Here is a 21,994-nt window from a genome sequence, read left to right as displayed (position 1 = left end):
ACATGGCCGATATTGCAACGCTGACGCTGACCAAGACGCACCCGCTGTCTCCCGACATGCTGCGGCGGATGGACGCCTATTGGCGAGCGGCGAACTACCTGTCAGTCGGGCAGATCTACCTGCGCGACAACGCGTTGCTCGATCGGCCGCTGGCGATCGCCGACGTCAAGCCGCGGCTGCTCGGGCATTGGGGAACGACGCCGGGGCTGAACTTCCTGTACGTCCATCTCAACCGGCTGATCGTCGAGCATGACCTCGACATGATCAACATCATCGGGCCGGGGCATGGCGGGCCGGGGCTGGTCGCGAACACGTATCTGGAGGGCTCGTATACCGAGCGCTACCCGGCGATCGAGCGGAGCCGCAGCGGCATGCACCGGCTGTTCCGGCAATTCTCGTGGCCGGGCGGTATCCCGAGCCATGTCGCGCCCGAGACGCCGGGATCGATCCACGAAGGCGGCGAGCTCGGGTATTCGCTGGCGCACGCATATGGTGCGGCGTTCGACAATCCCGACCTGATCGTCGCGTGCGTGGTCGGCGATGGCGAGGCGGAGACCGGCGCGCTGGCGGCGAGCTGGCACTCGAACAAGTTCCTCAATCCCGCGCGCGACGGTGCGGTGTTGCCGATCCTGCACCTCAACGGCTTCAAGATCGCCAACCCGACGATCCTTGCGCGGATCGACGGGCATGAGCTCGACGCGTTGCTGCGCGGCTATGGGCACGAGCCCTATTATGTCGGCGGCAGCGATCCGGCGGCGGTCCACCAGCAGCTCGCCGCGGCGCTCGACAAGGCGTTGGCGCGAATCCATGCGATCCAGGCGGCGGCGCGTGTCGAGGGCGTGACGCCCGAACGCCCGCGCTGGCCGATGATCGTGTTCCGCACGCCGAAGGGCTGGACCGGGCCGAAGTTCGTCGATGGCAAGCCGGTCGAGGGCACGTGGCGCGCGCATCAGGTGCCGATCGCGGACTTCAAGGATCCCGAGCATCTGCGCCAGCTCGAGGCGTGGATGCGGAGTTACCGGCCGGAGGAGTTGTTCGACGCGAACGGCAAGTTCCTGGAGGAGTATGCCTCGCTCGCGCCGACGGGGCATCGGCGGATGGGATCGAACCCGCATGCCAATGGCGGCGAGCTGATGGTGCCGTTGTCGCTGCCCGATTTCCGCAGCTTTGCGGTGCCGGTGGAGACGCCGGGTAGGGTCAAGGCGGAGGCGACCCGGGTGCTCGGACAGTATCTGCGCGATGTGATGAAGCTCAATCTGGCGACGGTGAACTTTCGGCTGTTCGGCCCCGACGAGACCGCGTCGAACCGGCTTGCCGATGTGTACGATGTGTCGGGCAAGGTGTGGATGGCGGAGGTCGAGGCGGTCGACGAGCATCTCGGGCCCGACGGGCGCGTGATGGAGGTGCTGAGCGAGCATCTCTGCCAGGGCTGGCTCGAGGGGTATCTGCTGACCGGGCGGCACGGGCTGTTCTCGTGTTACGAGGCGTTCGTCCACATCGTCGATTCGATGGTCAACCAGCATGCCAAGTGGCTGAAGGTGACCAAGGCGATCCCGTGGCGGCGGCCGATCGCGTCGCTCAACTACCTGCTGACGTCGCATGTCTGGCGGCAGGATCACAACGGGCTGTCGCACCAGGATCCGGGGTTCATCGATGACGTCGCGAACAAGACCGCGGACGTCGCGCGGATTTACCTCCCGCCCGATGCGAACTGCCTGTTGTCGGTCGGCGATCACTGCCTGCGCAGTCGTGGGTATGTGAACGTGATCGTCGCGGGGAAGCAGCCCGAATGGCAATGGCTCGGAATCGACGCGGCGGTGCGGCATTGCACCGCGGGTGCGGGGATCTGGGCGTGGGCTGGTGACGATGCGGACCCCGACGTGGTGATGGCGTGCGCTGGCGACGTGCCGACGCTGGAGACGCTGGCGGCGGTGACGATGTTGCGTGCGTACGTGCCCGATATCCGCATCCGGGTGGTCAACGTGGTCGATCTGATGGTGTTGCAGCCACGCTCCGAACATTCGCACGGACTGGACGAGCGCGAGTTCGACGCGATGTTCACGGCGGACAAGCCGGTGATCTTCGCGTTCCACGGCTATCCGGCAATGATCCACAAGCTGACGTACCGGCGCGCCAATCACGCCAATATCCATGTGCGCGGGTACAAGGAGATGGGGACGACGACGACGCCGTTCGACATGGTCGTGCTGAACGATCTCGACCGGTACCGGCTGGCGCTGGATGCGATCGAACGGATCCCGCGGCTGCGGGACCGGGTACCGCGCGAGACGGCGCGGTATTGGACGACGATGGAGCGGCACAAACTGTATATCGCCGAACAGGGCGACGATCTGCCGGAGGTGCGTGACTGGCAATGGTCGCGGTAGGGGGGGGCGTAGTTCTCGCGCTGAACAGCGGTTCGTCGTCGCTGAAATATGGGCTGTACGCGGTGGAGACCGAGCCGGTCCTGCTGGTCGGTGGGACGATCGAGACGCACGACGATGATGGCGACGATCAAGCGCGCTTCTTCGACACGATCGAGACCGCGCTGAAGGGGTGGCCGACGCCCACGGTGATCGGTCACCGGATCGTCCACGGTGGCCCGCACCGCGACGCGCATTGCCGGATCGACGATGCGGTGTTGGCGGATCTGGAGGCGGCATGTGCGTTCGCGCCGCTGCACGAGCCTGTATCACTGGCGCTGATCCGGGCCGCGGAGGCGCACTATCCGCGCGTCCCCCAGGTCGCGTGTTTCGACACGGCGTTCCATGCGGGCATGCCCGACATCGCCCGGACGCTGCCGATCCCGCGCGAATACCAGGCAACCGGCGTGCGGCGCTACGGCTTTCACGGACTGTCCTGCGAGTCGATCGTCCGGCAACTCGGCGACGACATGCCCGCAGGGCTGGTGATAGCGCATCTCGGAAACGGTGCGAGCGTTAGCGCCGTGCGCGATGGGCGGTCGATCGACACCAGCATGGGGCTGACCCCGTCCGGCGGCGTGATGATGGCGACGCGGACGGGCGATATCGATCCGGGCGTACTGCTGTATCTGCTGCGCGAGACCGGACTGGACGTGACCGCGCTGGCAAGACTGGTCGATCACGCATCGGGGATGGCGGGCGTATCCGGGCTGTCCGGGGACATGCGGGTCCTGCGCGGTTCCAGCATCGACGACGCAGACCTCGCCCTCCGCATGTTCGAGCGCTCGGTATGCAAGCAGATCGCGGCGATGATCGCATCGCTCGGGGGCGCCGACATTCTCGTGCTGACGGGGGGCATCGGGGAGAACGACGCGTCTACCGGCCGGGCAATCCGTGAAGGTTTAAGCTGGGTTCCGGGTCTTGAGATCCGCATACTTCCTTCGCAGGAGGACGTGCAGATCGCGCTCCATGCTGCCGCGCTCGCCTGACCAACTTCGCGATGTACGTGCTTTCCGAGTCCCGACGCCGTCGCCCGATCGCGCTATCGTCTTGATACGGATCAGCCCATCGGCACCCGCATCGTGCGGCAGCGGGGCAAGCCGGCGGGGAGTTCGTGATGAACGCTATCCACACAGAAATGCTCTATTTCCAGCGCCGCCTGAATGCCACGCAAGCGATGGCCGATGCCGCCGCCGGGCCATGCGCGCGGGTTGCGCATGAGACGCTCGCACGTCTGTATGGCGAGACGCTCGACACGCTCGCCGCGACGCTGCCGCACTTGGCCGTAGAGCCAGTGGCCACGATCCCGCGGCGGATCTTTCGACCGGATCGTACGGTCACGCCGCCGATCCTCCGGCATGCGACACCACGGCCGCGCCTGACGCTGAAGCTCGCCTGCTAGCGCGGTGACGCTATAGGAATGGGCTTCATGCTGAGCTTGTACCCATTCCTTCAGATACGGTGTCCTCGCAGTTCATCCCTCGGCATTCCAGTCGGCCCAGCCGCGATCGATCGAAGCGGCGATCGCAGCGAGAAGGGAGGCGTCGCCGGTGGCGCGGTCGAGAATATGGTCGCCGTGGCGCTCGGCGGCTTGGACCAGCGCGGGTGGGGAGATCCCATCGTCGAGCAGGATGGCCTTGCCGCGCCAGCCCGACGCACGCATCGCGTGGAGCGTGTCCATGCCGCTGCTGCCGATCTCGTCGACATCGACGACGATGCACGACACGTCGCGCGAACGCGGGTCGGCTAGCAGCGCTGCGCCGGTCGCGTAGGAGCGTACGTCGTAGCGTTCGGACAGTAGCATGATCTGACGAGCGCGACGGATCGCTGGGTCGCCGTCGACCAGCGACACGGCGATGCCGTCACGGAATTGGGTAGGTTGGTCGGTCATCGGGCGGTCCCTCTCGGAACCCTAGATGACATCCACGGGTGCGCGCGTCTGTACGTAGAAAGCGAGGTGTCAGACCGGCTCGACGGCCTCGCCAAGGCCTGCGGAGAACGCGACGCGCAGGACGTCGGACAAGCTGCGTGCGGCAAGCTTTTCCATTAGATTGGCGCGGTGGACTTCGACGGTGCGGGTGGCGATGTCGAGGTCGTAGGCGATCAGCTTGTTGGGGCGACCCAGCACCATGCCGTCGAGCACGTCGCGTTCGCGCGGGGTGAGGGCGGCAAGCCGGACGAGCGCGTCCGCGGCGGCGAGATGCTCGCGGTTGGACCGTGCCGCGTGCGCCAGTGCTATCTCGATCGCGGCGAGCAAGACGCTGCGCTCGAACGGTTTTTCGAGAAACTCGATAGCGCCGGCCTTGATCGCTCGGACGGCAAGTGTGACGTCGCCGTGACCGGTCAGCATGATCACCGGCAGCGCGATGCCGCTTTGCGCGAGGCGTGCCTGCACCTCCAGGCCATCGAGATCGGGCATGCGGACGTCGAGCAGTACGCAGCCGCGTGTCTCGCGCGTCACGGACTTCAGGAAGTGCGTGCCCGCCGGATAGGTCTCGACCGCATATCCCGCCTTGCGCAGCAGGAAGCCGACCGACTGGCGGATCGCCTCGTCGTCGTCGACGATATGCACCGTGCGCGAAATGTCAGTCATGGGGTTCGCCTACTTCCGAGAGGGCGGCAAGCGGCACGGTGAAGTGGAACGCGGTGCCGCCGTTCGCGACGCCGTCCGCCCAGATCCGCCCTCCATGTGCCTCGACGATCGTCCGGCAGATCGACAGGCCGAGCCCCATGCCGTCCTCCTTGGTGGTCGCGAACGCTTCGAACAGACGCGCGCGGACGTCGGCGTCGATACCGGCCCCAGTGTCGGCGACGGTGATCTGCATCCAGCCCTCACGCTCAGGCGCGGTGGCAATCGACAGCGTCCGGACGGGCGACGCGGCCATCGCATGGATCGCGTTGCGGATGAGGTTGACCAGCACCTGCTGGATCTGGATGCGGTCGACGCGGACCATGACCGGGCTCGGCGAAGCCGTGTTGACGACGGTGATCCCAGCCTCGCGCGCACCGAGCAGGCCAAGGCTGGTCGCTTCCTCGACGAGCAGGTCCAGACGTTCGTCGCGAAACCCGGTATCGCCGCCATCAACGAATGCGCGCAGCCGGCGGACGATCGTGCCCGCCCTCAGCGATTGCGCCGCTGCCAACTCCAATGCTTCCGCTATGTCGGCCAGCAGCGGGGCCAACACCGGGTCGTCGCTGTCCCCGATCATCGCCCGTGTTGCCTCGAGATAATTGGCGATCGCGGTCAGCGGCTGGTTGATCTCGTGCGCCAGCGTCGAGGCCATCGTGCCCATCGCGCTGACGCGGGAGACATGGACGAGTTCGGACTGCAACTCCTGCAGCCGACGTTCCGTAGCGTGGCGGTTGGTGAGATCGCGGATGAAGCCGGTGAAGATGCGTTCGCCCGCGATCGACGCCTCGCCGACCGCCAGTTCGATCGGGAACGTCTCGCCGCCTTTACGCATCGCGCGTTCGAGCCGGACGTTGCCGATCACGTGGCGCTCGCCGGTGTGGCGGTATTTGCGCAGGTGCGCGTCGTGGTCGCGCGCTTCAATCTGCGGCATCAGCATCGCGACGTTCTGGCCGATCACGTCGCTCGCCGCATAGCCGAAGACGAGTTCTGCGGCGGCGCTGAACGAGGCGACGATGCCGTTCTCGTTCATCACGATCATCGCGTCGGGGACGGTGTTGAGGATCGAACGGAGGTGGTGTTCGCGCCGCACGATCGCGGCCTCGGCCGCCTTCTCATGCGTGATGTCACGGATCACCTTGCCGAACCCCCGCAGCGCGCCGGCGTCGTCGTGGAGCGCGGTGATCGTGACGTGCGCGAGAAATTCGGAGCCGTCCTTGCGGACTCGCCAGCTTTCCTCCTCGATCCGGCCATCGCAGTGCGCGTGGGCGAGGTCGGCTGCGGGTTTGCCCGCGGCGATATCGTCGGCGGGGTAGAAGATCGCGAAATCGCGGCCGATGATCTCTGCCTCGGCCCAGCCCTTGATCCGTTCGGCACCACGATTCCAGATCGTCACGCGGCCATGGGGATCGAGCGTGTAGATCGCATAGGTCGTAGCGCCGTCGATCAGCAGCCCCAGTTCCTCCGCCAGCGCCGCATCGCCGCGCGCCACTGCCTGGGGGTCGGTATCGTGCGGCGACTGCGACGCGATCATGCGGGCGGTGCGGTGGCTCGGGGAGCGCAGAGGCAAGTCATTGAGACGCCGGCCTTGTTCGACACATTGGTCCAATCCGGGGGGGGCAATGATACGATACCCTCGTTCGGAACATGACGCATGTTAAGCCAAAGACCTGCTATATGCTAATAGTCCTTCGACAATTGCGATCGCCGACAGGATCGTGGCGCCGACGACTACTCTTCGGTTCGCTGCCGCGACCGGATCGATATACTTGCGGAAAGCGCGGACCGTCATGGCTCAGTGCGACAACAACGTGCAGCGCCGGTCGCGCAGCAGCAGGTCGCGGGTGACGCCGCCGAACGCCCATTCGCGGATTCGGCTATGTCCATAGGCGCCCGCGACGACGAGGTCGGCCTCGACGTCGTTCGCGATGCCGGCGAGCGTGTCGATGCTGGTGCCCTTCATGCGCGCGACGACCTTGTCCGCATCGACGCCGTGGCGGGCGAGCCAGGCGGTGACGTCGTCGATCGGTTCCCGCGCGTCGATCGCGTCGATCGTGACCTCGACGATCACGACGCGGTCGGCGGCATGGAGCATCGGCAGCGCATCACTGATCGCGCGCCGGCATTCGCGCGTGTCGGTCCACGCAATCATGATCGTCGAGAAGGTGGCGGTGGCGGCGCCGTCGGGAACGACCAGCACCGGGCGGCCCGCGCGCAGGATGAGGTCGCCGGTGTCGGCATGCGTCGCGCGGTCGGCAAACCCGGGACCTGCGCTGGTGATGACCAGATCGGCGGACCGCGCATTCTCCGCGACGACGTGCGCGATGTTGGCGAGCGTCGGGATCGATCGCCATTCGAGCACGTGCTTCGCGAGGCGCTCGTGTGCGTAAAACTCGGTCTTGGCGCGGGCGAGTTCGTCGGTGACGATATCGCGCTCGATCACCGCATATTCGCCGCCGAGATACCCGTCGCACGTACCGATCGGCACTGGCTGGCACGCGGCGATGCCGATCACCGCGGCGCCGTACTGGTCGGCGAGCGTCGCGGCGACGTCGAGCAACGTCGCGTTGGCGCGGCCGCCGTCGAGATGCACCATCAGGGTCGAATAGGTCATGCGCGGTCTCCCTCTTTCACCAAGCTGTCGGCGTTCGGGCGGGTTCGGGAAACTATCGGGAACTACGCATAAGCGCGGGCTGCGTAGTTCCCGACGCTGTTGGTAACCGCTTGCGGCGATAGGGTGCGGTCATCGGCTCGGGCCTCTCCGCGCTGTCTTCAGGAGAGTGTCATGTCCCACGACGCCAGATTGCAGAAAGCCGTGCTCGCCGAACTCAACTGGGATCCGAGCGTCCCCGCCGGGCATATCGGCGTCACTGCGAACAATGGCGTCGTCACGCTGAGCGGCCACGCCGGCAGCTACGCCGCGAAATACGCTGCCGAACGCGCCGCGGGGCGCGTCGATGGCGTCAAGGCGGTAGCCGAGGAGATCGAGGTGCAGCTGGAAGACCGCTTCAAGCGTGGCGACGAGGCGATCGCCAGCGCGATCGTCGAGCGGCTTTCCTGGGATACCACCGTGCCGCACGACAGCATCAAGGCGCAGGTCGAGGACGGCTGGGTCAGCTTGCGCGGCGAAGTGCGCTGGCATTTCCAGAAGGACGCGGCCGAGGCGGCGGTGCGACCGCTCGCCGGCGTCGTCGGCGTGATCAACCACATCACGCTCAAACCGCGCGTCGACGTGACCGACGTTAGCAACGACATCCGCACCGCGCTGCACCGCTCGTGGTTCTTCGACGGCGACACGATCAAGGTATCGGTCGACGGCGGCACCGTGCGGCTCACCGGCTCGGTCGATTCCCCGCATGACCGGATGGTTGCCGAGCGCACGGCCTGGGCGGCACCCGGCGCGGTGAAGGTCGAGAACATGCTCGAAATCGCCTGACATGGGCGCGCTGTCGTCGCACCGCGAACGTCACGTCGCCGACAGGATCGGGTGGCTTCGCGCGGCGGTGCTCGGCGCCAATGACGGGATCGTCGGCGCGGGTGCTCCGCATGGGTGCAATTATCTTGCGGCGGACGAGGCAAAGTCTGTTCAGTATGCCTTTTCAGCGTCCTGATGCACGGACCGAAGACGTGGTAGTTCGTAGCGGTGAACCTGGGAGGAGTTGTAGCTGTTATGGGATTGGGAGTGACGAGCGCATACTCGGCATGTCCTGAAATAGCAGGTCTCTGCGCACTACGTCCCACATCGCCTGTCTGCATCGAGAAGGTGTTTCGATTGGAGATCGTGCTGCCTTTCAGGCTGCCGTCGATCGGTCCACTTGCCAAGGTGACGATGTGCGGCCAATCCGCGCCAGCGAGCGCTACCAGATGATGGCGAAGCGATCACTGGGGTGGAAATGGCCGAGACTATCTACGACGATCTGCTGCGTCTGGGGCAGGAGGTGCTTCAGTTTGAGGGGTTCCTCGATACGCAGGAGAAGAACGCACAACTGAAGGCCCGAGGCAGTTTCGAGGCGGCGCGTAACAAGGTCGTCTACGATCTGTTGCAGCGCGGGTTGGATGCCAACGTGGCAACCGAGGTCGTGACGAACGACTTCGCGGCTATTCGCGCGGATACGCCAGACTATTACGCGCCGGTCGTCGACCATGTCGAAACCGAACTCGTCACCCGCATCCAGCGAGAAGCCGGTAAAAGCCCACTCCGGCGTAGTATCGTCAAATGGGCACCAGCGACGATCGCGGTCGTAATGATCGCGGCCTACTTCGGGGTGCGGTTCTACAGCGTCGCGCCTGTCGACCGTTCGCTCGACACGCGTGCGGGGCTGATGCAGCGGGCTGCCGCGTTTGCGAAGGTGATGCGGCATCAGGACTGGACCGCGACGCGGCGCCACCGGTTGACGGTCGAACTGCTCACTTGGCCGATCGCGCCCACCGAGGCGGAAACCAATGGAGCCTCGGAATTTGCGGGACTGGTTCTAGAGGGACGCGCGGCGCTCGCGCGCGCGGGCGCCATTTGCGGCGCGCCAAGCGATCACCCAACCCTCGACGATGCCGACATGGCGCTGATCGCAGGCGCCGCCGACTATCTGCGCCAGCCGCGGGTAAAGTGGCTCGCTCCCCCCGCTTACACGCTGCTTCCGGCGATTCAGAAAGCCTATCCCTGCCGCTAGGGGCGTAACCGTCAGGCAGCCGGGGCTTTGCCGTTCGGTCACCCCTGTCTGAACATTTGACGGTCTTCGGGTCCAGCCCTTATCGAATTGCCAGGAATTAGGGAGCGTGAGCAGGATGATCGTCGGTATCGATCTGGGTACGACCAACAGCGCGATCGCGATCTGGCGCGATGGGCGGGCCGAACTCATCCCCAATGCGCTGGGTGATACGTTGACCCCTTCCGCGGTCAGCGTCGCCGAGGACGGATCAGTGATCGTCGGCATGGCGGCCCGCGATCGACAGTCGACGCATCCCAATGCCACGGCGACCGCCTTCAAGCGCTACATGGGGACGCGGCAGACCGTGCAGCTTGGCGCGACCGTTTTCACGGCCGAGGATCTGTCGGCGGTCGTGCTGTCTAGCCTGAAGATCGATGCCGAGACGTTCCTGGGTGAGCCTGTGACCGGTGCGGTCATTACCGTTCCGGCCTATTTCAACGACCGCCAGCGCAAGGCGACGCGCCGGGCGGGCGAACTTGCGGGGCTGAAGGTCGAACGGCTGATCAACGAGCCGACCGCGGCCGCGCTTGCCTACGGAATCCAGACCCGCGAGGAAAGGGAGCCGTTCCTGGTGTTCGATCTGGGGGGCGGGACGTTCGACGTCTCGATCGTCGAGATGTTCGATGGGGTGATGGAGGTCCGCGCATCGGCTGGCGACAACCGGTTGGGCGGCGAGGACTTCAACGAAACGGTGATCGATCTGGCGAAGCGGCGGATCGACCCGGACGGCGCGCTGGCCGCGATCGATCCGGTGATGCTGCGCGAACTGCTCCGCGCCGCCGCTGAACGGTGTCGTCGCAGGCTCACCGAGGCCGAGGAAGCACCGTTTACCGTGACTGCGCTGGGCCGGGATTTCTCGACCACCATTACCACCAGCGAATTCGAGGCGCAGGCCGCGCCGTTGCTCGCGCGCCTGCGCGAGCCCGTGCTGCGATCGCTGCGCGACAGCGACATCCGCGTCGACTCGCTGAGCGAAGTGATCCTGGTCGGCGGATCGACACGGATGCCGGCCGTTCGGCGGACGATCACGCGGATGTTCGGGCGGTTTCCGAGCGCGGCGGTCCATCCCGATCACGCGGTCGCGCTGGGCGCCGCGGTGCAGGCCGGGCTCAAGGCTCGCGATGCCGCGCTCGACGAAATCCGCATGACCGACGTCTGCCCCTATACCCTCGGCATCGACCACAGCGTGGCGGACGGACGCGGCGGGTTCCGTCATGGCATTTTTTCGCCGATTATCGAACGCAACACGCCGATCCCCGCGAGCCGGGTCGGCTGGTATCAGACGATCGCCGACAATCAGCGCCAACTGGAGATCCAGATCTATCAGGGCGAAGCGCGCGAGGTGCAGGGCAACGTCAAGCTTGGCACGGTCCGGATGCCGGTGCCGGCGGGGCGTGCCGGCGAAGTCGGTATCGAGGTGCGCTTCAGCTACGATACCAGTGGCCTGCTGGAGGTTGACGTCGCCGTGCCGCTATCGGGCACGCAGCGCAATCTCGTAATCGTCGACGACGAAGACGCGCCGGACAAAGCCGAGATCGCGGCGCGGCGCGACGTGCTCGCCGCGCTGAAGCGCCATCCCCGCGACGAAAGCCACAATCGGGCAGTCCTCGCCCGCGCGTCGCGCTGCTACGAAGCGTTCATCGGCGACCGACGCGACTTGATCGGGACGTGGATCACGCAGTTCGAAGCGGCACTGGCGACGCAAGACCCGCGGATTATCGACCCCGCGCGGGCCCAGTTCGATGCCGCGCTGAACGACCTCGAAGGCGACCGCTACCTGTGACCGAGCTGCAGGGCATCTGGCGGACACTGGATCTGGCGCCGACCGTCGACACGTCGGCAATCCGCAAGGCCTATGCAGGCGTACTGAAGACTTTCGATATCGACGACGACCCGGAGCGCTACAGCGCGCTTCGCGACGCCCGCGACGCCGCGATCGCGCAGGCTCGAAGCGGTCTGCTGGATGAGGGCGACGAGATCGGTTCTACCGGCGAGCCAGAGGCAGACCTGAACTTTGCTGACGGCTATGACGAATGGTTCGAGGGCGACGTTGATAATAGCGTCAACGCGACGTCCACCGGGTCACTCCGATCCGCAGGCGACCAGCCAGATCACCCCGCAGGCGACGCGGCACACACCCAAGATGCAGCGATGCAGGGGCATTACGATGCGGTGCTCGCCATCCTGTTTCCGGGTGACGAACGGGAGGGGGCGGCGCTCGATCGTCCCACGGCTGCGACCTTGGCCGAGCATGTCCGCGCTCTGCTCGCGGACGAACGCTTGGAGGAACTGAAATTCTACGCCGACGCGGAACGCTGGTTCGCCGAGGTGATCGCGTCGGCACCGTTACGGTCCGATCCGGTCCTGACGCAGGTCATCGAGCATTTCGGCTGGTTGGCTGGTCGGGGGCGGATCGATCAGTCGCCGGCGATCGCCGCAGTCGTCGAACGTCGGGATGCCCTCGCGTTCGCGACCGAGTTGCAGAACCGGAGGCATCCGCTGCATCGGGCTTGGCGTGAGTTGCGCAGGCCGGCCACCGAAACCAGCCGCAGAGGATGGGGTGTCCGCCGATCGACGATATGGCGGCTCCTTCGCGAGATCCGCACGCATCATCCGAGCTTGGAGCGGGAGCTGGACTGGTACCGCGTAGGGCTCTGGGAACGTGCGCCCCGCTTCACGCTAAGCTGGCGAACCGTGTGGGCCATTTGTGCGGTAGCGTTCTTCATCCTGCGCGCGGTCTACGACACGGATACATCGCCGCGCTCCCCAGCGTCGTCGACCGTATCGGCGTCCGCCTACGCTAGTCCGGCGATAACGCTCGATCCAGTTCTTGCCCAGCTCGGCGGCACCGACCTGACCATGGCGAAGATACGCAGCGGAAATGCCAAGCTGTACGGACAATTGCATGCTGACTGGATGGTGGCCCGCGACACCGCGACCGATCCGAGAACGTTCGCCGACACCATGTTCAGGCTATTGTCCGATCGCTACGTCGCCGGTTCGAACCGCGCGCCGCATGAACTGCTGGCCAAGATCGCGACCTTGCGACTGGACAAGGCACGGCTGCTCCGTGGTCACGATTGGAAAGCGTGCGACGACTTCTTCGTGGACGGCACCGAGCCACTGGGCCGGATACCCCCGGATATCGCTGCGCGTCGCAGCGCGCTCGTCGCCCGCGTGCTGCTGGAAACCGATGGTGACCCTCCCGCCAAACCTCTCGGCAATACCTTCAAGGTCGATGGTACCGTGATCGACAAGGCGGCCGAGCGTTCCGGCCTGCCGCGTGCCGAATTCGTCAAGGCGGTCCTCAAAGGTGGCAACGCAATGACCCGCTGCAAGGCGAAGATCGCGCTGGGCGAGACCGCGTTGACGCTCCCTGGCAAGCAAGGGAACGAAATACTGCGGCATTTCTAGGGTACAAGCCGGCGCTCGAGACCCTATCCAAGCAGATCGCCCCGATATTATGGTCTGCGAGGACGGACAGGTTTTGCGACGCCTCGACGAAGATCTAAGGTCTCCGCCAAACTTGCCCGCTGTCGCTCCGAGCTAGAACCTCATCGTCCCGCCAAACGCCACGGTCCGCCCGCTTACCGTGTTGGTCATCACCCGCTTGGCGGTGCCGTCCGCATATTGGACGATCGGTTCGTCGGTGATGTTGATCACGTCCAGTGACAGCTTGAACTGGCGCGTGACGTTGACATAGGCGGATGCGTCCAGGTTCGTCGTGCCCTTGATGTACTCGCCGATATTGCCGTTGCCACCGTCGCCCCAGCGATAGCGCGAGCGGGTCGCCACGGAGCCTCGCACGCCCCAGCGATCGGTATCGTAATACAGCGTCGCGTTGGACGAGAATTTCGAGAGCGTCGGCAACGGCAGGCGAACCGCGACGCCGGAGTAGAACACATCGGTCGATCCCTCGGCGAGGGTGACGTTGCCGAGCAAGCCGAGCCTGTCGAACGGCGCGGGGAGGAAGTCGAAGTCCCGTTTTGCGGCGATCTCGATGCCCTTGATCGACGCGCCGGGACCGTTGATCGGCCGCGTGTAGTTCACCAGCACCGACGGGTCGACGCCGACGGGCAGTAGTGACGATGGATACCCCGTGCTGTTGTACGCGACCAATCGCGTCTCCGACGTTATGTACGAGTCCATGTGCTTGTAGAACGCGCCGATCGCCAGCGAACCGCGCTTGCCGTCGTAATATTCAAGTGACCCCTCGACGGAATCGGCGATGAACGGTGCGAGGTTGGGGTTGCCCGCGGCGATCGTACCGCCGAACGAGGCGAGGTTCAGCGTACCTGCCGCGCGCATGTCGCTGAGCGCGGGGCGGCTCAAATTGCGGTTGCCGCTGATGCGAAAGACAAGCGACCGGCTGAGGTCGAACGCCAGGTTGGCCGCGGGCAGGAAGCCGTCGTAACGGTTGGTCACGTTGACCGGAACCAGCGCGCTGCCGACCAGCGCGGTACCCGATGATCCGAGATCGGTATGATAGTAGCGCACACCCAGATTGGCGCGGAGGCCGACGCTGCCGAGCTGCGTTTCGAGGTCGTATTGCAGATAGGCGCCGTAGGTTTGTTCGATCAGGTCATACGCGGTGCCTGCGACGGTGTTGCGCTCGTCGACGGTCAAGCTCTGGCCCAGCAGCGCGTAGGTGCCCGCGACGTCGCCGATGACATAGGGGGCCAGGCTGCTGTCCGACAGCACGCTGGTGGGGACGTCGGGCACGCCGGGCTTGCCCTCGTAGCTCGGTGCCACCTTGCGCTGCCAGCCGCCGTTGGTGAAGCGCTTGAACCCGCCCCCCGCCTTGATCGTCGAACCCGAGCCGACCGTCCAGGCGAGTTCCGCCTTGCTGTTGTAGAATTCGCTGCGGATGCGATCGGCGCGGGTTTCCAGGCCTTGAAGATCCCACTGCGACGCATCGGCGATGTCGAAGCCGTAGCTGGTTCGCGGCGATCCCGTGTTCAGGCCGCTGAACGCATAGCTCTTGTCGACCGCCTCCAGATATACCTGCGCATAGTGCGAATTGAACGTCGATCGCGACCAGCCGCCGAGAAAGTTGACGGTAAGGTTGCTAGTCAGATCGGTGTGCCCGTTCAGCGCGGCCTGCCAGAAAGTCGTCTGATCCCGCGTAACCTTCGATTCCGTGCGCATGTCGACGTGATCGAATGCCGCGCCGACGATGTCGTTATACTCGTCGAAGCTCACCCCGGTCAGCACCTGCGTCCCGGTGACGTTGTTGGCGGCGACACCATTGGTGCCCGCGGCCCCGATCACGCCCGATCGGCGATCGTTGGTCAATCTGCCGTACAGGACGTCGAGAGTCAGATCGGTCCGGTCGTTCGGGTGATATTGCAGCGCGGTAGTGAGGCCGAGGCGTTCGCGTTTGTTGAAGAATGTCGCATAGGTCTGCGCGCGGCTGTTCCATGCGCGGTTGGCGCCGGTCGCACCGACCAGCACCGCCCGGTCCGCCGCGGAGACGCCCGGACCGACGTTGGCGGCACCGAAATTGAGTTGCGACCAGTTCCAGTTGCGATAGCCGAATTCGACCGTGTCCGCGGTGCTGTACGCCACCGATGCGAGGACCCCGAAATCGCCCCACCGGTCCGAGATGAGGCCGACCAGCCGCGGCGTGACGGTCTTGGTATATTGGTTCGACTGCCCCTTGGCGGATGCCACGACGGTAAGGCCGTTGAAGTCGAAGGGCTTGGCGGTGTGCAGCCCGACGGTGCCGCCGATGCCGCCCTCGTCCTGTTCGGCCGCATAGGATTTCTCGACGACGACCTTGTTGAACAGTTCGGACGCGAAGATGCTGTAGTCGAACGAGCGGGAGCGGCTGACCGATGACCGGCTGTCGAGCCCCGACGAGGTGTTGGTGAGTACCTCCATGCCGTTCAGCTGGGTTCGCGTAAAATCTGCGCCGAGGCCACGTAGCGAGATCTGACGACCTTCGCCGCTGTCGCGCGTGATCGCGACGCCGGGAATGCGTTGCAGCGCTTCCGCGAGGTTCTGGTCGGGAAATGCGGCGATGTCCTGCGCCAGGATCACGTCCTGCGAACCGGTCGCGGCTTTCTTGAGCTGCTGCGCCTTGGCTATGCTCTCGCGGTACCCGGTGACGACGATGTCCGTACTGCCATCCGTTGATCGTTCACCCAGCGAGACCGGTACGGTCGCCGTCTGTGTCTCCGCAGAGCCGAAGGCCACGGCAGGGGTGTTCGCCCCCGCCGTGGCATAGGGCATGCGCCGCACGACCGTCACCGTGCCGCCGACGATCCTGCCGTCGAGGGCGCTACCCGCGGTAAGCCGCTCGAGTGCTGCCTCGGCGGTCATCCGCCCGCGCACGCGCTGGCTGCGCGCGCCTTTCAACAGCGCTGGCGAGGACGCCAGTTGCAGCCCCGTCCGCCGGGAAAACGCCAGTAGTGCGTCGCCGAGACTCTGCGCCGGCACGTCGAACGTGAACTGGCGCGGCGCAGACTGCGCGCTTTGTGCTGTTGCCGGCGTGGCAATGCAAGCCAATGACGCGACAGAGCTTAACAGAAGATTTGAAAGTCGGAGCTTGTTGAACATGGTTTCCCCCGGATGGCTTGAGGGGAAGACGACAAATACGCGTAGAACCCGACAAAGTATTTGGTTTCATTTATATGACATGTCGGCGCGGCTATCGTTGCCTTAACCAAGGCGTCCGAACCTCTGAATATACTTGGTCCGCACGCTCTTCATGATGCTGTCCGAGATTGTCACAAACGGAGTCTAGATGGCCGGGACGAACATCCCGGATAGTCCATGCCCGCGTCGCCGCATCACATCGAGACACTCGCGGGCGAACCCCCGGCCGAGGACTGGCGTGCGATCGCCGCCACGCTGAACCGGTATGTGCGGGCGCGCACGAACCGCGCGGACGTCGCCGAGGATGTCGTGCAAGAGACGCTGTCGAGGCTGGTGCACCAAAGCCGCCTGCAAAAGCTGGTGAGCATCTATGCGTTGGGCTTTCGGATCGCCGCGAACCTACTGGTCGATCATCACCGCCGCGACAAGAGATACGTCGCCGAACGCGAGGAGGAGCCCGCCAGCCAGGCGCCGTTGCCCGATCGGGTGCTCGTCGGCCGTCAGGAGCTTGCGATCCTCAACGACGCCTTGGCGGCGATGCCACCACTGCGCCGCGACGTACTTGTCCGCCGTCGATTGCAGGGGCAAAGCTGTGCCGCGATAGCAAGGGACCTGGGATTGAGCCCGAAGGCAGTCGAAAAGCATATTACCCGCGGTCTTGCCGACCTGCATAAGGCGATGCCGGGGAACGCGGTCATGCGTGGCGGCGAGCGATGAGCCGCGAGAACCAGATCGCGGAAGAGGCGGCTGGCTGGATCGACCGGCTTAACCAACCTGCGTTCGATGCGGCGGCGGGGCCGAACTTCGATGCCTGGATGGCGGCGTCGCCGCGCCACCGCGAGGTTTTTGCGGATCTCCAGGCGCTGTGGCAATCGGACGCGCTGGTCGAAGCGCTCGGTCAGGCCAAGCTAGCACCGATCACCGCTCACGCTCCGCCCGAACCAGACCTTCGAATCCGCAGACGGTGGGCCACGGCCCCCCGGTTGGCGGCGGCCGCATGCGCGATGCTGCTCGCGATCGTCCTGCTCCTGCCGATGCTGTCGACGAGCACCTATCGTAGTGGCGAGGGCAAGGCCCGGTCGGTCGTGCTGGCAGACGGATCGCGGGTGGACCTGAGCAGTGATACCGAGCTTCGCGTACGCATCCTGCCATGGGAACGCACCGCGACGCTGGTGCGCGGCGAAGCGTTCTTCGATGTGCACCACGAAGGTGTCCGGGCGTTCCGGGTCACCAGCGGCACCACGTCGGTGCGCGTGTTGGGCACCGCGTTCAACGTCGACCGCCAAAGCCCGACGCGGACTGCGGTGTCGGTATATCGCGGCGCGGTGGAGGTCGGCGTGGACGGCGCGGCTAATCTCGTGGTGCGCAAGGGAGACGGCGCGCGTGTCGTCGACGGGCATGTCGTCGCGCAGCCGCGCATCGCGGAAGGCGCGCCCGATTGGAAGTCCGGATGGTTCGAAGCGTCGGATATCCCGCTCGGCGTGCTGATCGGCAAGGTGCAGCGCTATTCGGCGCGGCCGATCCTGTTGCAGGATCGCGGCTTGCAGGCGCTGCCGATCAGCGGCCGCTTCCACATCGCCGATACCGACCGGGCGCTGCAGGCGGTGCAGGCGGCCTATCATGTCGACGTCGCTTATGGTCCGAAGACGATCTCCATTCGCCCCGGAGCCAGGGCAGAAGACCACTAACATTACCGTTGCCGGCCGCTTTGCGTGTCGGGTTTCGCCGGGCTGGTCCGTCTTCCGAGCATGACAGGGTGCGATGCGATGCCGGGCGTGGTCCGGCGTGCAGTCCGCGCCCTGCTGCAAGGGAGTATGCCCGCCGTGATTCAGTTCGATCGCCGCAATCTGGTCAAGGCCGGTCTGTCCCTATCGCTGCTGGGAGGATTGGGCGCGCCTCGCCTGCTGGCACGGACGACGTTCGCGCGCGATCCGTTCACGCTCGGGATCGCGTCGGGCGAGCCGTGGCCGGACGGGTTCGTCATCTGGACGCGGTTGGCGCCCGAGCCGCAGACCCCCGATGGTGGTATGCCGCCGCACGACGTTCCGCTTCGCTGGGAGGTCGCCGAGGACCCCGGCTTCCGCAAGATCGTCCGCACCGGCGCGGCGGTGGCGGACGCGGCGCTGGCGCACTCGGTCCATGTCGAGGTCGACGGGCTGCGGCCGCATCGCCCCTATTGGTACCGCTTCCTCGTCGCCGGCGCCGGCGCCAGCCCGATCGGCACCGCGCGGACCGCGCCGGCAGCGGGCGCATCGCTAGACCGGTTGCGGCTTGCGATGCTGGGCTGCCAGGATTTCGAGACCGGCTTCTTCACCGCCTATGCGCACGTCGCGCGTGAGCCCGACCTCGACGCGGTCTTTCACTATGGCGACTATATCTACGAGATGGCGGCGCGTACCGAGCCCAGCCCGCGCAAGCATCTCGGCGCGGAGACCTACACGCTGGACGCGTATCGCCGCCGCTATGCCCAGTACAAGGCGGATCCCGATCTCCAGGCGGCGCACGCCGCGGTCGCCTTCATCATGTCGTTCGACGACCACGAGATCGACGATAATTGGGCGGGCGAATTCGACAAGGACGGCAACCCGCCCGAGATATTCGCCCACCGCAAGGCGGCGGCGCTGCAAGCCTGGTACGAGCATGTACCCGTCCGGCGCGCGCAGCGGCCCGGAGCTAACGGCGCGCACGCCTATCGCCGGCTCGATTACGGTACGCTCGCGCGGATGCACGTTCTCGATACGCGCTCGTCTCGCAGCGATCAGCTTTGCGAGCGCCCCGGTCTGCCGCGCGCGGAGCTCGATGCCTGCGTTCCCGTCGACCGGCCGGAGCGGACGATGCTGGGGGCGGTACAGGAGCACTGGCTCGACCAGGGACTGGCCAACGGTGCCCGCTGGAACTTCATCGCGCAGCAGGTTCTCTTCATGCCCTATGATGCGCGCAAGGACGGCGCCACGACGCCCATCGTCGGCAAGGACAACTGGAACGGCTACCCGCTGTCCCGTCAGCGGCTGGTCGACAGCGTTGCTCGGCGCGGCCTGACCAACGTCGTGATCGGCAGCGGCGATCTTCACCAGCACGTCGTCGGCTCTGTCCCACGCGATGCGCAGGACGTCGGCGGCCCTGCGATTGCCACGGAATTCCTCGCGACCTCGATTTCCTCGGGTGGCACCGGCGGGCTGCACTATGCGGGCGAAACCCAGACGCTGGACAACAATCCGAACGTAGCGCTGCTCAACAACCAACGCGGCTACCAACTCTTCACCGTGACGCCGGATAGCTGGCTCGCCGAGGTCAAGGTGATGGACCAGGTCGATCGGCCCGGCGGGGCGATCTCGACGCTGGCGACATTCGCGGTGGATCCGAAGCAGCCCGGCTTACAACCGGGCTGACGGTCCGCGGTCGCCCTGCAAACCGACGCCAACGCGGCATCCATAATCGCCCGTTTGCTTGCGATCAGTCGGGCGCCGAGCCCGTTTCAGGATTGAACCGGGGGTTCGCGAAATCGATCGGCGAAGGTTGTATCTCGGCGGGTTTGGTCGCGCTCTCGCTCCAGGCACGGCATAGCATGTCGCGGAGCATCGCCGCGCCAGCGGTCGTCTGCGTGTAGACGAGCGCACGCACATCCTTGTCGGCGAAATCGGTGAAACCGTTCCGCTTTTCGAGGATGTAGACGTTTTCCATCTTGTTGCCGGCATTGTCGAGAAAGGCGAGGATCGCGTCGAACATGTCGCCATCGCGGTGGCCTGGCGCCCCGATCCGCGGCGTGATGTCGGACGACGTCAGTTTCATTCCGTCGACGAAGCGGCTTTCGAACCGACCGTGGATCGATCGGTCGGTCGTGTACCCCTTGGGATTGGCCCCGCGCCAGCCGTCGCTGTTGACCGAGTCATGCAGAGGCTGCGCGCCGTCGCCGATGTAATGCCCGAGGCGGATGACGTCGAAGGCGCAATGCTGCTCGGCGAATGCAGCGTCCCTACCAGTCGCCTGCGCAGCGCGGACATCGCGCATGCAGACGACGATCCGCTCATAGGCCTCGATCGCCGCATAGGGGAGCGTGCCGGTCCAGCGTACGTTGGTCCGTGCGGCGGTTGCGGGATCGGTGTGCTTGATCTTCTCGTGCTGTTTGAACACCGCGATGACGAATTCGTAGCGCGATCGGGGGATCGGCTTCAGGAAGGTGAACTGCTCGCGGAACCAGCCATGGTTCGGATCCTCCTCGATCTTCGAGAAGTTTTCGGACGACCCACGCCACGCGTCCGGCAGCGAGGCCGACCCGGCGATGTAGTCGACATGGCGTCGCAGGAAGACCGGGCCATCGTCGGGGATCGCCTCGATCGCCGCGCGGTCGATGACGGCGTGCGCGGTGCCGCCCCAGGCCTGCGCCGACGTGGGCATCCAGGTCACGGCAAGAACGGCGATCGTGGCGAACAGGGCAGGGCGCATCACAGGCTCCAGACGGGATCAGGGGTCGAGGGGATCGCGCGGGTCGACCCGTAAAGATAGTGGTGAAGGCCGGAACTCGAGTTCGGTTGGCGACCATCGCCGACCGACTTGCCCAGGGACGTAGCCCAGTTCGGCCAGGTTGCGCTGCGCGAACGCGGCGCTGGCGATCGTCTCGCTCTGTCCTGGATTGCAGACGATCAGCGCGTCCTTGTCGAGCGGCGCGCCGAGAGTGGCAAGCAGGCGGGTCGCGTTGCGCAGGTTGGTCGTGGTGTGCCGGGCATAGGGTTCGATGACGATCGCGTCTGCCGGTACGCCGTAGCGCTCGATCAGCGCCGCGCGCATCTGCTCTGCTTCGGTGAAGCGCGTGGCACGAGGATGCGCGCGTCCGCCGGTCACGATGATCAGCGCGATGTCGCCGCGTGCGAAGCGATCCGCAGCGAGGCGGACATGGTATTTGCCGAACGGGCTGAGCGCGGTGTCAGGCATCTCGGGTCCAACACCGGTGACGATCATCGCGCTAAACCGCCACCGCTTCCAGTCGAGCGACCGCGCGCGCTTTACGGCGGCGGCGTTCAAGCCTCCGATCAGTGGATCGAAGCCGATCGCATCGGTTCGGTCGCTGACGTCGAGCAAGGACAGTGCGAAGTCCATACTTGGGTCGATCGCCTGGGCCGATCGCGCGCGCGGCGTGCGCGACAGCCAGTCGGCGGCCTGCAATCGTGCGCGTGCCTCCAGCGGATCGATCGGCCCCGTGCCGTCGATCTGTGGGTACCGCGGCACCTGACCCAGGCCGAAGGTGCGGAGAACGACGTTGATCCCCTCGATCTCGCGCTTGGCCTGCGCCGCGGCGCCGTCGTCGGCAGACGACATGCTCCTCGGGATTGCCTCGGCGAGAGTTGCGGACTCGGACGGCGTCCAGACCAGCGCCTGCGTGATGCAGGTCAAGTCGTCGGCACAGGCGGTCCGCCGCCCGGCGCGGGTCGCCAGCATTGCCGCAACGGCAGGGTTCGCTTTCAACCGCTCGACAGCCGCCGGATCTCCGCCGATCGCGTCGAACAGCGGGAATAGCTGGTGCGACAAAGCGCCAATGACGCGGTCGCCGACCGGCTTGGCCACTGCCTGCGCGACCACCGGCTCGGCGCTAGCCGGTACGCACGCAAAGCCGACGATCGCCGCGGCAAGGGCCAAGCCGT

The 21,994-nt window shown here is 65.8% G+C and carries 17 protein-coding genes and 1 pseudogene; 11 read left to right on the top strand and 7 right to left on the bottom strand.

Annotation, left to right across the window (positions count from 1 at the left end; genetic code table 11):
• Positions 1 to 2 precede the first annotated feature (2 nt).
• From O6X71_RS04755 to O6X71_RS04745, 3 genes are all read left to right on the top strand, one after another.
• Positions 3 to 2,387 (top strand): phosphoketolase family protein, encoded by a 2,385-nt coding sequence (locus O6X71_RS04755; protein WP_353464694.1) that lies wholly within the window; start codon positions 3 to 5, stop codon positions 2,385 to 2,387.
• On the top strand, positions 2,375 to 3,412 hold the full coding sequence (locus O6X71_RS04750) for an acetate/propionate family kinase (RefSeq protein WP_353464693.1): 1,038 nt from the start codon (positions 2,375 to 2,377) through the stop codon (positions 3,410 to 3,412). Before O6X71_RS04755 ends, O6X71_RS04750 begins: the two co-directional genes overlap by 13 nt.
• A gap of 128 nt (positions 3,413 to 3,540) precedes the next feature.
• Positions 3,541 to 3,825: a hypothetical protein gene (locus O6X71_RS04745; RefSeq protein ID WP_353464692.1), complete on the top strand. Its 285-nt coding sequence runs from the start codon at positions 3,541 to 3,543 to the stop codon at positions 3,823 to 3,825.
• A 72-nt stretch (positions 3,826 to 3,897) separates the two neighbouring features.
• On the opposite strand, the gene O6X71_RS04740 is transcribed toward O6X71_RS04745, so the two are convergent.
• From O6X71_RS04740 to O6X71_RS04725, 4 genes are all read right to left on the bottom strand, one after another.
• Positions 3,898 to 4,314, bottom strand: coding sequence for a histidine kinase (locus O6X71_RS04740; protein WP_353464691.1), 417 nt, complete (start codon positions 4,312 to 4,314; stop codon positions 3,898 to 3,900).
• A 69-nt stretch (positions 4,315 to 4,383) separates the two neighbouring features.
• On the bottom strand, positions 4,384 to 5,016 hold the full coding sequence (locus tag O6X71_RS04735; protein WP_353464690.1) for a response regulator transcription factor: 633 nt from the start codon (positions 5,014 to 5,016) through the stop codon (positions 4,384 to 4,386).
• Positions 5,009 to 6,622 carry a PAS domain-containing sensor histidine kinase gene (locus O6X71_RS04730; RefSeq protein ID WP_353464689.1) on the bottom strand — a complete coding sequence of 538 codons (1,614 nt, stop codon included), beginning with the start codon at positions 6,620 to 6,622 and terminating at the stop codon, positions 5,009 to 5,011. Before O6X71_RS04730 ends, O6X71_RS04735 begins: the two co-directional genes overlap by 8 nt.
• Before the next feature lie 225 nt (positions 6,623 to 6,847).
• Positions 6,848 to 7,666 (bottom strand): universal stress protein, encoded by an 819-nt coding sequence (locus O6X71_RS04725; RefSeq protein WP_353464688.1) that lies wholly within the window; start codon positions 7,664 to 7,666, stop codon positions 6,848 to 6,850.
• A gap of 171 nt (positions 7,667 to 7,837) precedes the next feature.
• Here O6X71_RS04725 and O6X71_RS04720 point away from each other — a divergent pair, with 171 nt between their 5' ends.
• From O6X71_RS04720 to O6X71_RS04700, 5 genes and pseudogenes are all read left to right on the top strand, one after another.
• Positions 7,838 to 8,488, top strand: a complete 651-nt coding sequence (locus O6X71_RS04720; protein WP_353464687.1) for a BON domain-containing protein — start codon at positions 7,838 to 7,840, stop codon at positions 8,486 to 8,488.
• A gap of 1 nt (position 8,489) precedes the next feature.
• Positions 8,490 to 8,594 (top strand): annotated as a pseudogene (locus O6X71_RS04715) (VIT1/CCC1 transporter family protein); the annotation flags it as partial.
• Positions 8,595 to 8,945: 351 nt separating this feature from the next.
• The gene (locus O6X71_RS04710) at positions 8,946 to 9,719 is read left to right on the top strand and encodes a hypothetical protein (protein WP_353464686.1); all 774 of its coding nucleotides are present in this window, start codon (positions 8,946 to 8,948) and stop codon (positions 9,717 to 9,719) included.
• Positions 9,720 to 9,834: 115 nt separating this feature from the next.
• Entirely contained in the window at positions 9,835 to 11,541 is a 1,707-nt protein-coding gene (locus O6X71_RS04705) for an Hsp70 family protein (protein ID WP_353465065.1), read from the top strand.
• Positions 11,538 to 13,172: a hypothetical protein gene (locus O6X71_RS04700; protein ID WP_353464685.1), complete on the top strand. Its 1,635-nt coding sequence runs from the start codon at positions 11,538 to 11,540 to the stop codon at positions 13,170 to 13,172. The genes O6X71_RS04705 and O6X71_RS04700 overlap by 4 nt, the downstream gene beginning before the upstream one ends.
• A gap of 132 nt (positions 13,173 to 13,304) precedes the next feature.
• On the opposite strand, the gene O6X71_RS04695 is transcribed toward O6X71_RS04700, so the two are convergent.
• Positions 13,305 to 16,268, bottom strand: coding sequence for a TonB-dependent receptor (locus O6X71_RS04695; protein WP_353464682.1), 2,964 nt, complete (start codon positions 16,266 to 16,268; stop codon positions 13,305 to 13,307).
• Positions 16,269 to 16,535: 267 nt separating this feature from the next.
• Here O6X71_RS04695 and O6X71_RS04690 point away from each other — a divergent pair, with 267 nt between their 5' ends.
• From O6X71_RS04690 to O6X71_RS04680, 3 genes are all read left to right on the top strand, one after another.
• On the top strand, positions 16,536 to 17,075 hold the full coding sequence (locus O6X71_RS04690) for an RNA polymerase sigma factor (RefSeq protein WP_353464681.1): 540 nt from the start codon (positions 16,536 to 16,538) through the stop codon (positions 17,073 to 17,075).
• Positions 17,072 to 18,046 (top strand): FecR family protein, encoded by a 975-nt coding sequence (locus O6X71_RS04685; protein ID WP_353464680.1) that lies wholly within the window; start codon positions 17,072 to 17,074, stop codon positions 18,044 to 18,046. The genes O6X71_RS04690 and O6X71_RS04685 overlap by 4 nt, the downstream gene beginning before the upstream one ends.
• A 135-nt stretch (positions 18,047 to 18,181) precedes the next feature.
• The gene (locus O6X71_RS04680; protein ID WP_353464679.1) at positions 18,182 to 19,747 is read left to right on the top strand and encodes an alkaline phosphatase D family protein; all 1,566 of its coding nucleotides are present in this window, start codon (positions 18,182 to 18,184) and stop codon (positions 19,745 to 19,747) included.
• A 64-nt stretch (positions 19,748 to 19,811) separates the two neighbouring features.
• On the opposite strand, the gene O6X71_RS04675 is transcribed toward O6X71_RS04680, so the two are convergent.
• Positions 19,812 to 20,801, bottom strand: coding sequence for a nuclease (locus O6X71_RS04675; RefSeq protein WP_353464678.1), 990 nt, complete (start codon positions 20,799 to 20,801; stop codon positions 19,812 to 19,814).
• A gap of 18 nt (positions 20,802 to 20,819) precedes the next feature.
• Complete coding sequence (locus tag O6X71_RS04670; RefSeq protein WP_435368443.1) at positions 20,820 to 21,989, bottom strand: YdcF family protein; 1,170 nt, start codon at positions 21,987 to 21,989, stop codon at positions 20,820 to 20,822.
• Positions 21,990 to 21,994: the final 5 nt, after the last annotated feature.

The organism is Sphingomonas faeni (assembly GCF_040407505.1).
In the GTDB taxonomy this organism is placed as follows: domain Bacteria; phylum Pseudomonadota; class Alphaproteobacteria; order Sphingomonadales; family Sphingomonadaceae; genus Sphingomonas; species Sphingomonas faeni_E.
This window is presented reverse-complemented; position numbering and strand designations above follow the sequence as displayed.

Coding starts and splice junctions, on each gene's coding strand:
- O6X71_RS04755 (WP_353464694.1), top strand. CDS start 3: ATGGCCGATATTGCAACGCTGACGCTGACCAAGACGCACCCGCTGTCT.
- O6X71_RS04750 (WP_353464693.1), top strand. CDS start 2,375: ATGGTCGCGGTAGGGGGGGGCGTAGTTCTCGCGCTGAACAGCGGTTCG.
- O6X71_RS04745 (WP_353464692.1), top strand. CDS start 3,541: ATGAACGCTATCCACACAGAAATGCTCTATTTCCAGCGCCGCCTGAAT.
- O6X71_RS04740 (WP_353464691.1), bottom strand. CDS start 4,314: ATGACCGACCAACCTACCCAATTCCGTGACGGCATCGCCGTGTCGCTG.
- O6X71_RS04735 (WP_353464690.1), bottom strand. CDS start 5,016: ATGACTGACATTTCGCGCACGGTGCATATCGTCGACGACGACGAGGCG.
- O6X71_RS04725 (WP_353464688.1), bottom strand. CDS start 7,666: ATGACCTATTCGACCCTGATGGTGCATCTCGACGGCGGCCGCGCCAAC.
- O6X71_RS04720 (WP_353464687.1), top strand. CDS start 7,838: ATGTCCCACGACGCCAGATTGCAGAAAGCCGTGCTCGCCGAACTCAAC.
- O6X71_RS04710 (WP_353464686.1), top strand. CDS start 8,946: ATGGCCGAGACTATCTACGACGATCTGCTGCGTCTGGGGCAGGAGGTG.
- O6X71_RS04705 (WP_353465065.1), top strand. CDS start 9,835: ATGATCGTCGGTATCGATCTGGGTACGACCAACAGCGCGATCGCGATC.
- O6X71_RS04690 (WP_353464681.1), top strand. CDS start 16,536: ATGCCCGCGTCGCCGCATCACATCGAGACACTCGCGGGCGAACCCCCG.
- O6X71_RS04685 (WP_353464680.1), top strand. CDS start 17,072: ATGAGCCGCGAGAACCAGATCGCGGAAGAGGCGGCTGGCTGGATCGAC.
- O6X71_RS04675 (WP_353464678.1), bottom strand. CDS start 20,801: ATGCGCCCTGCCCTGTTCGCCACGATCGCCGTTCTTGCCGTGACCTGG.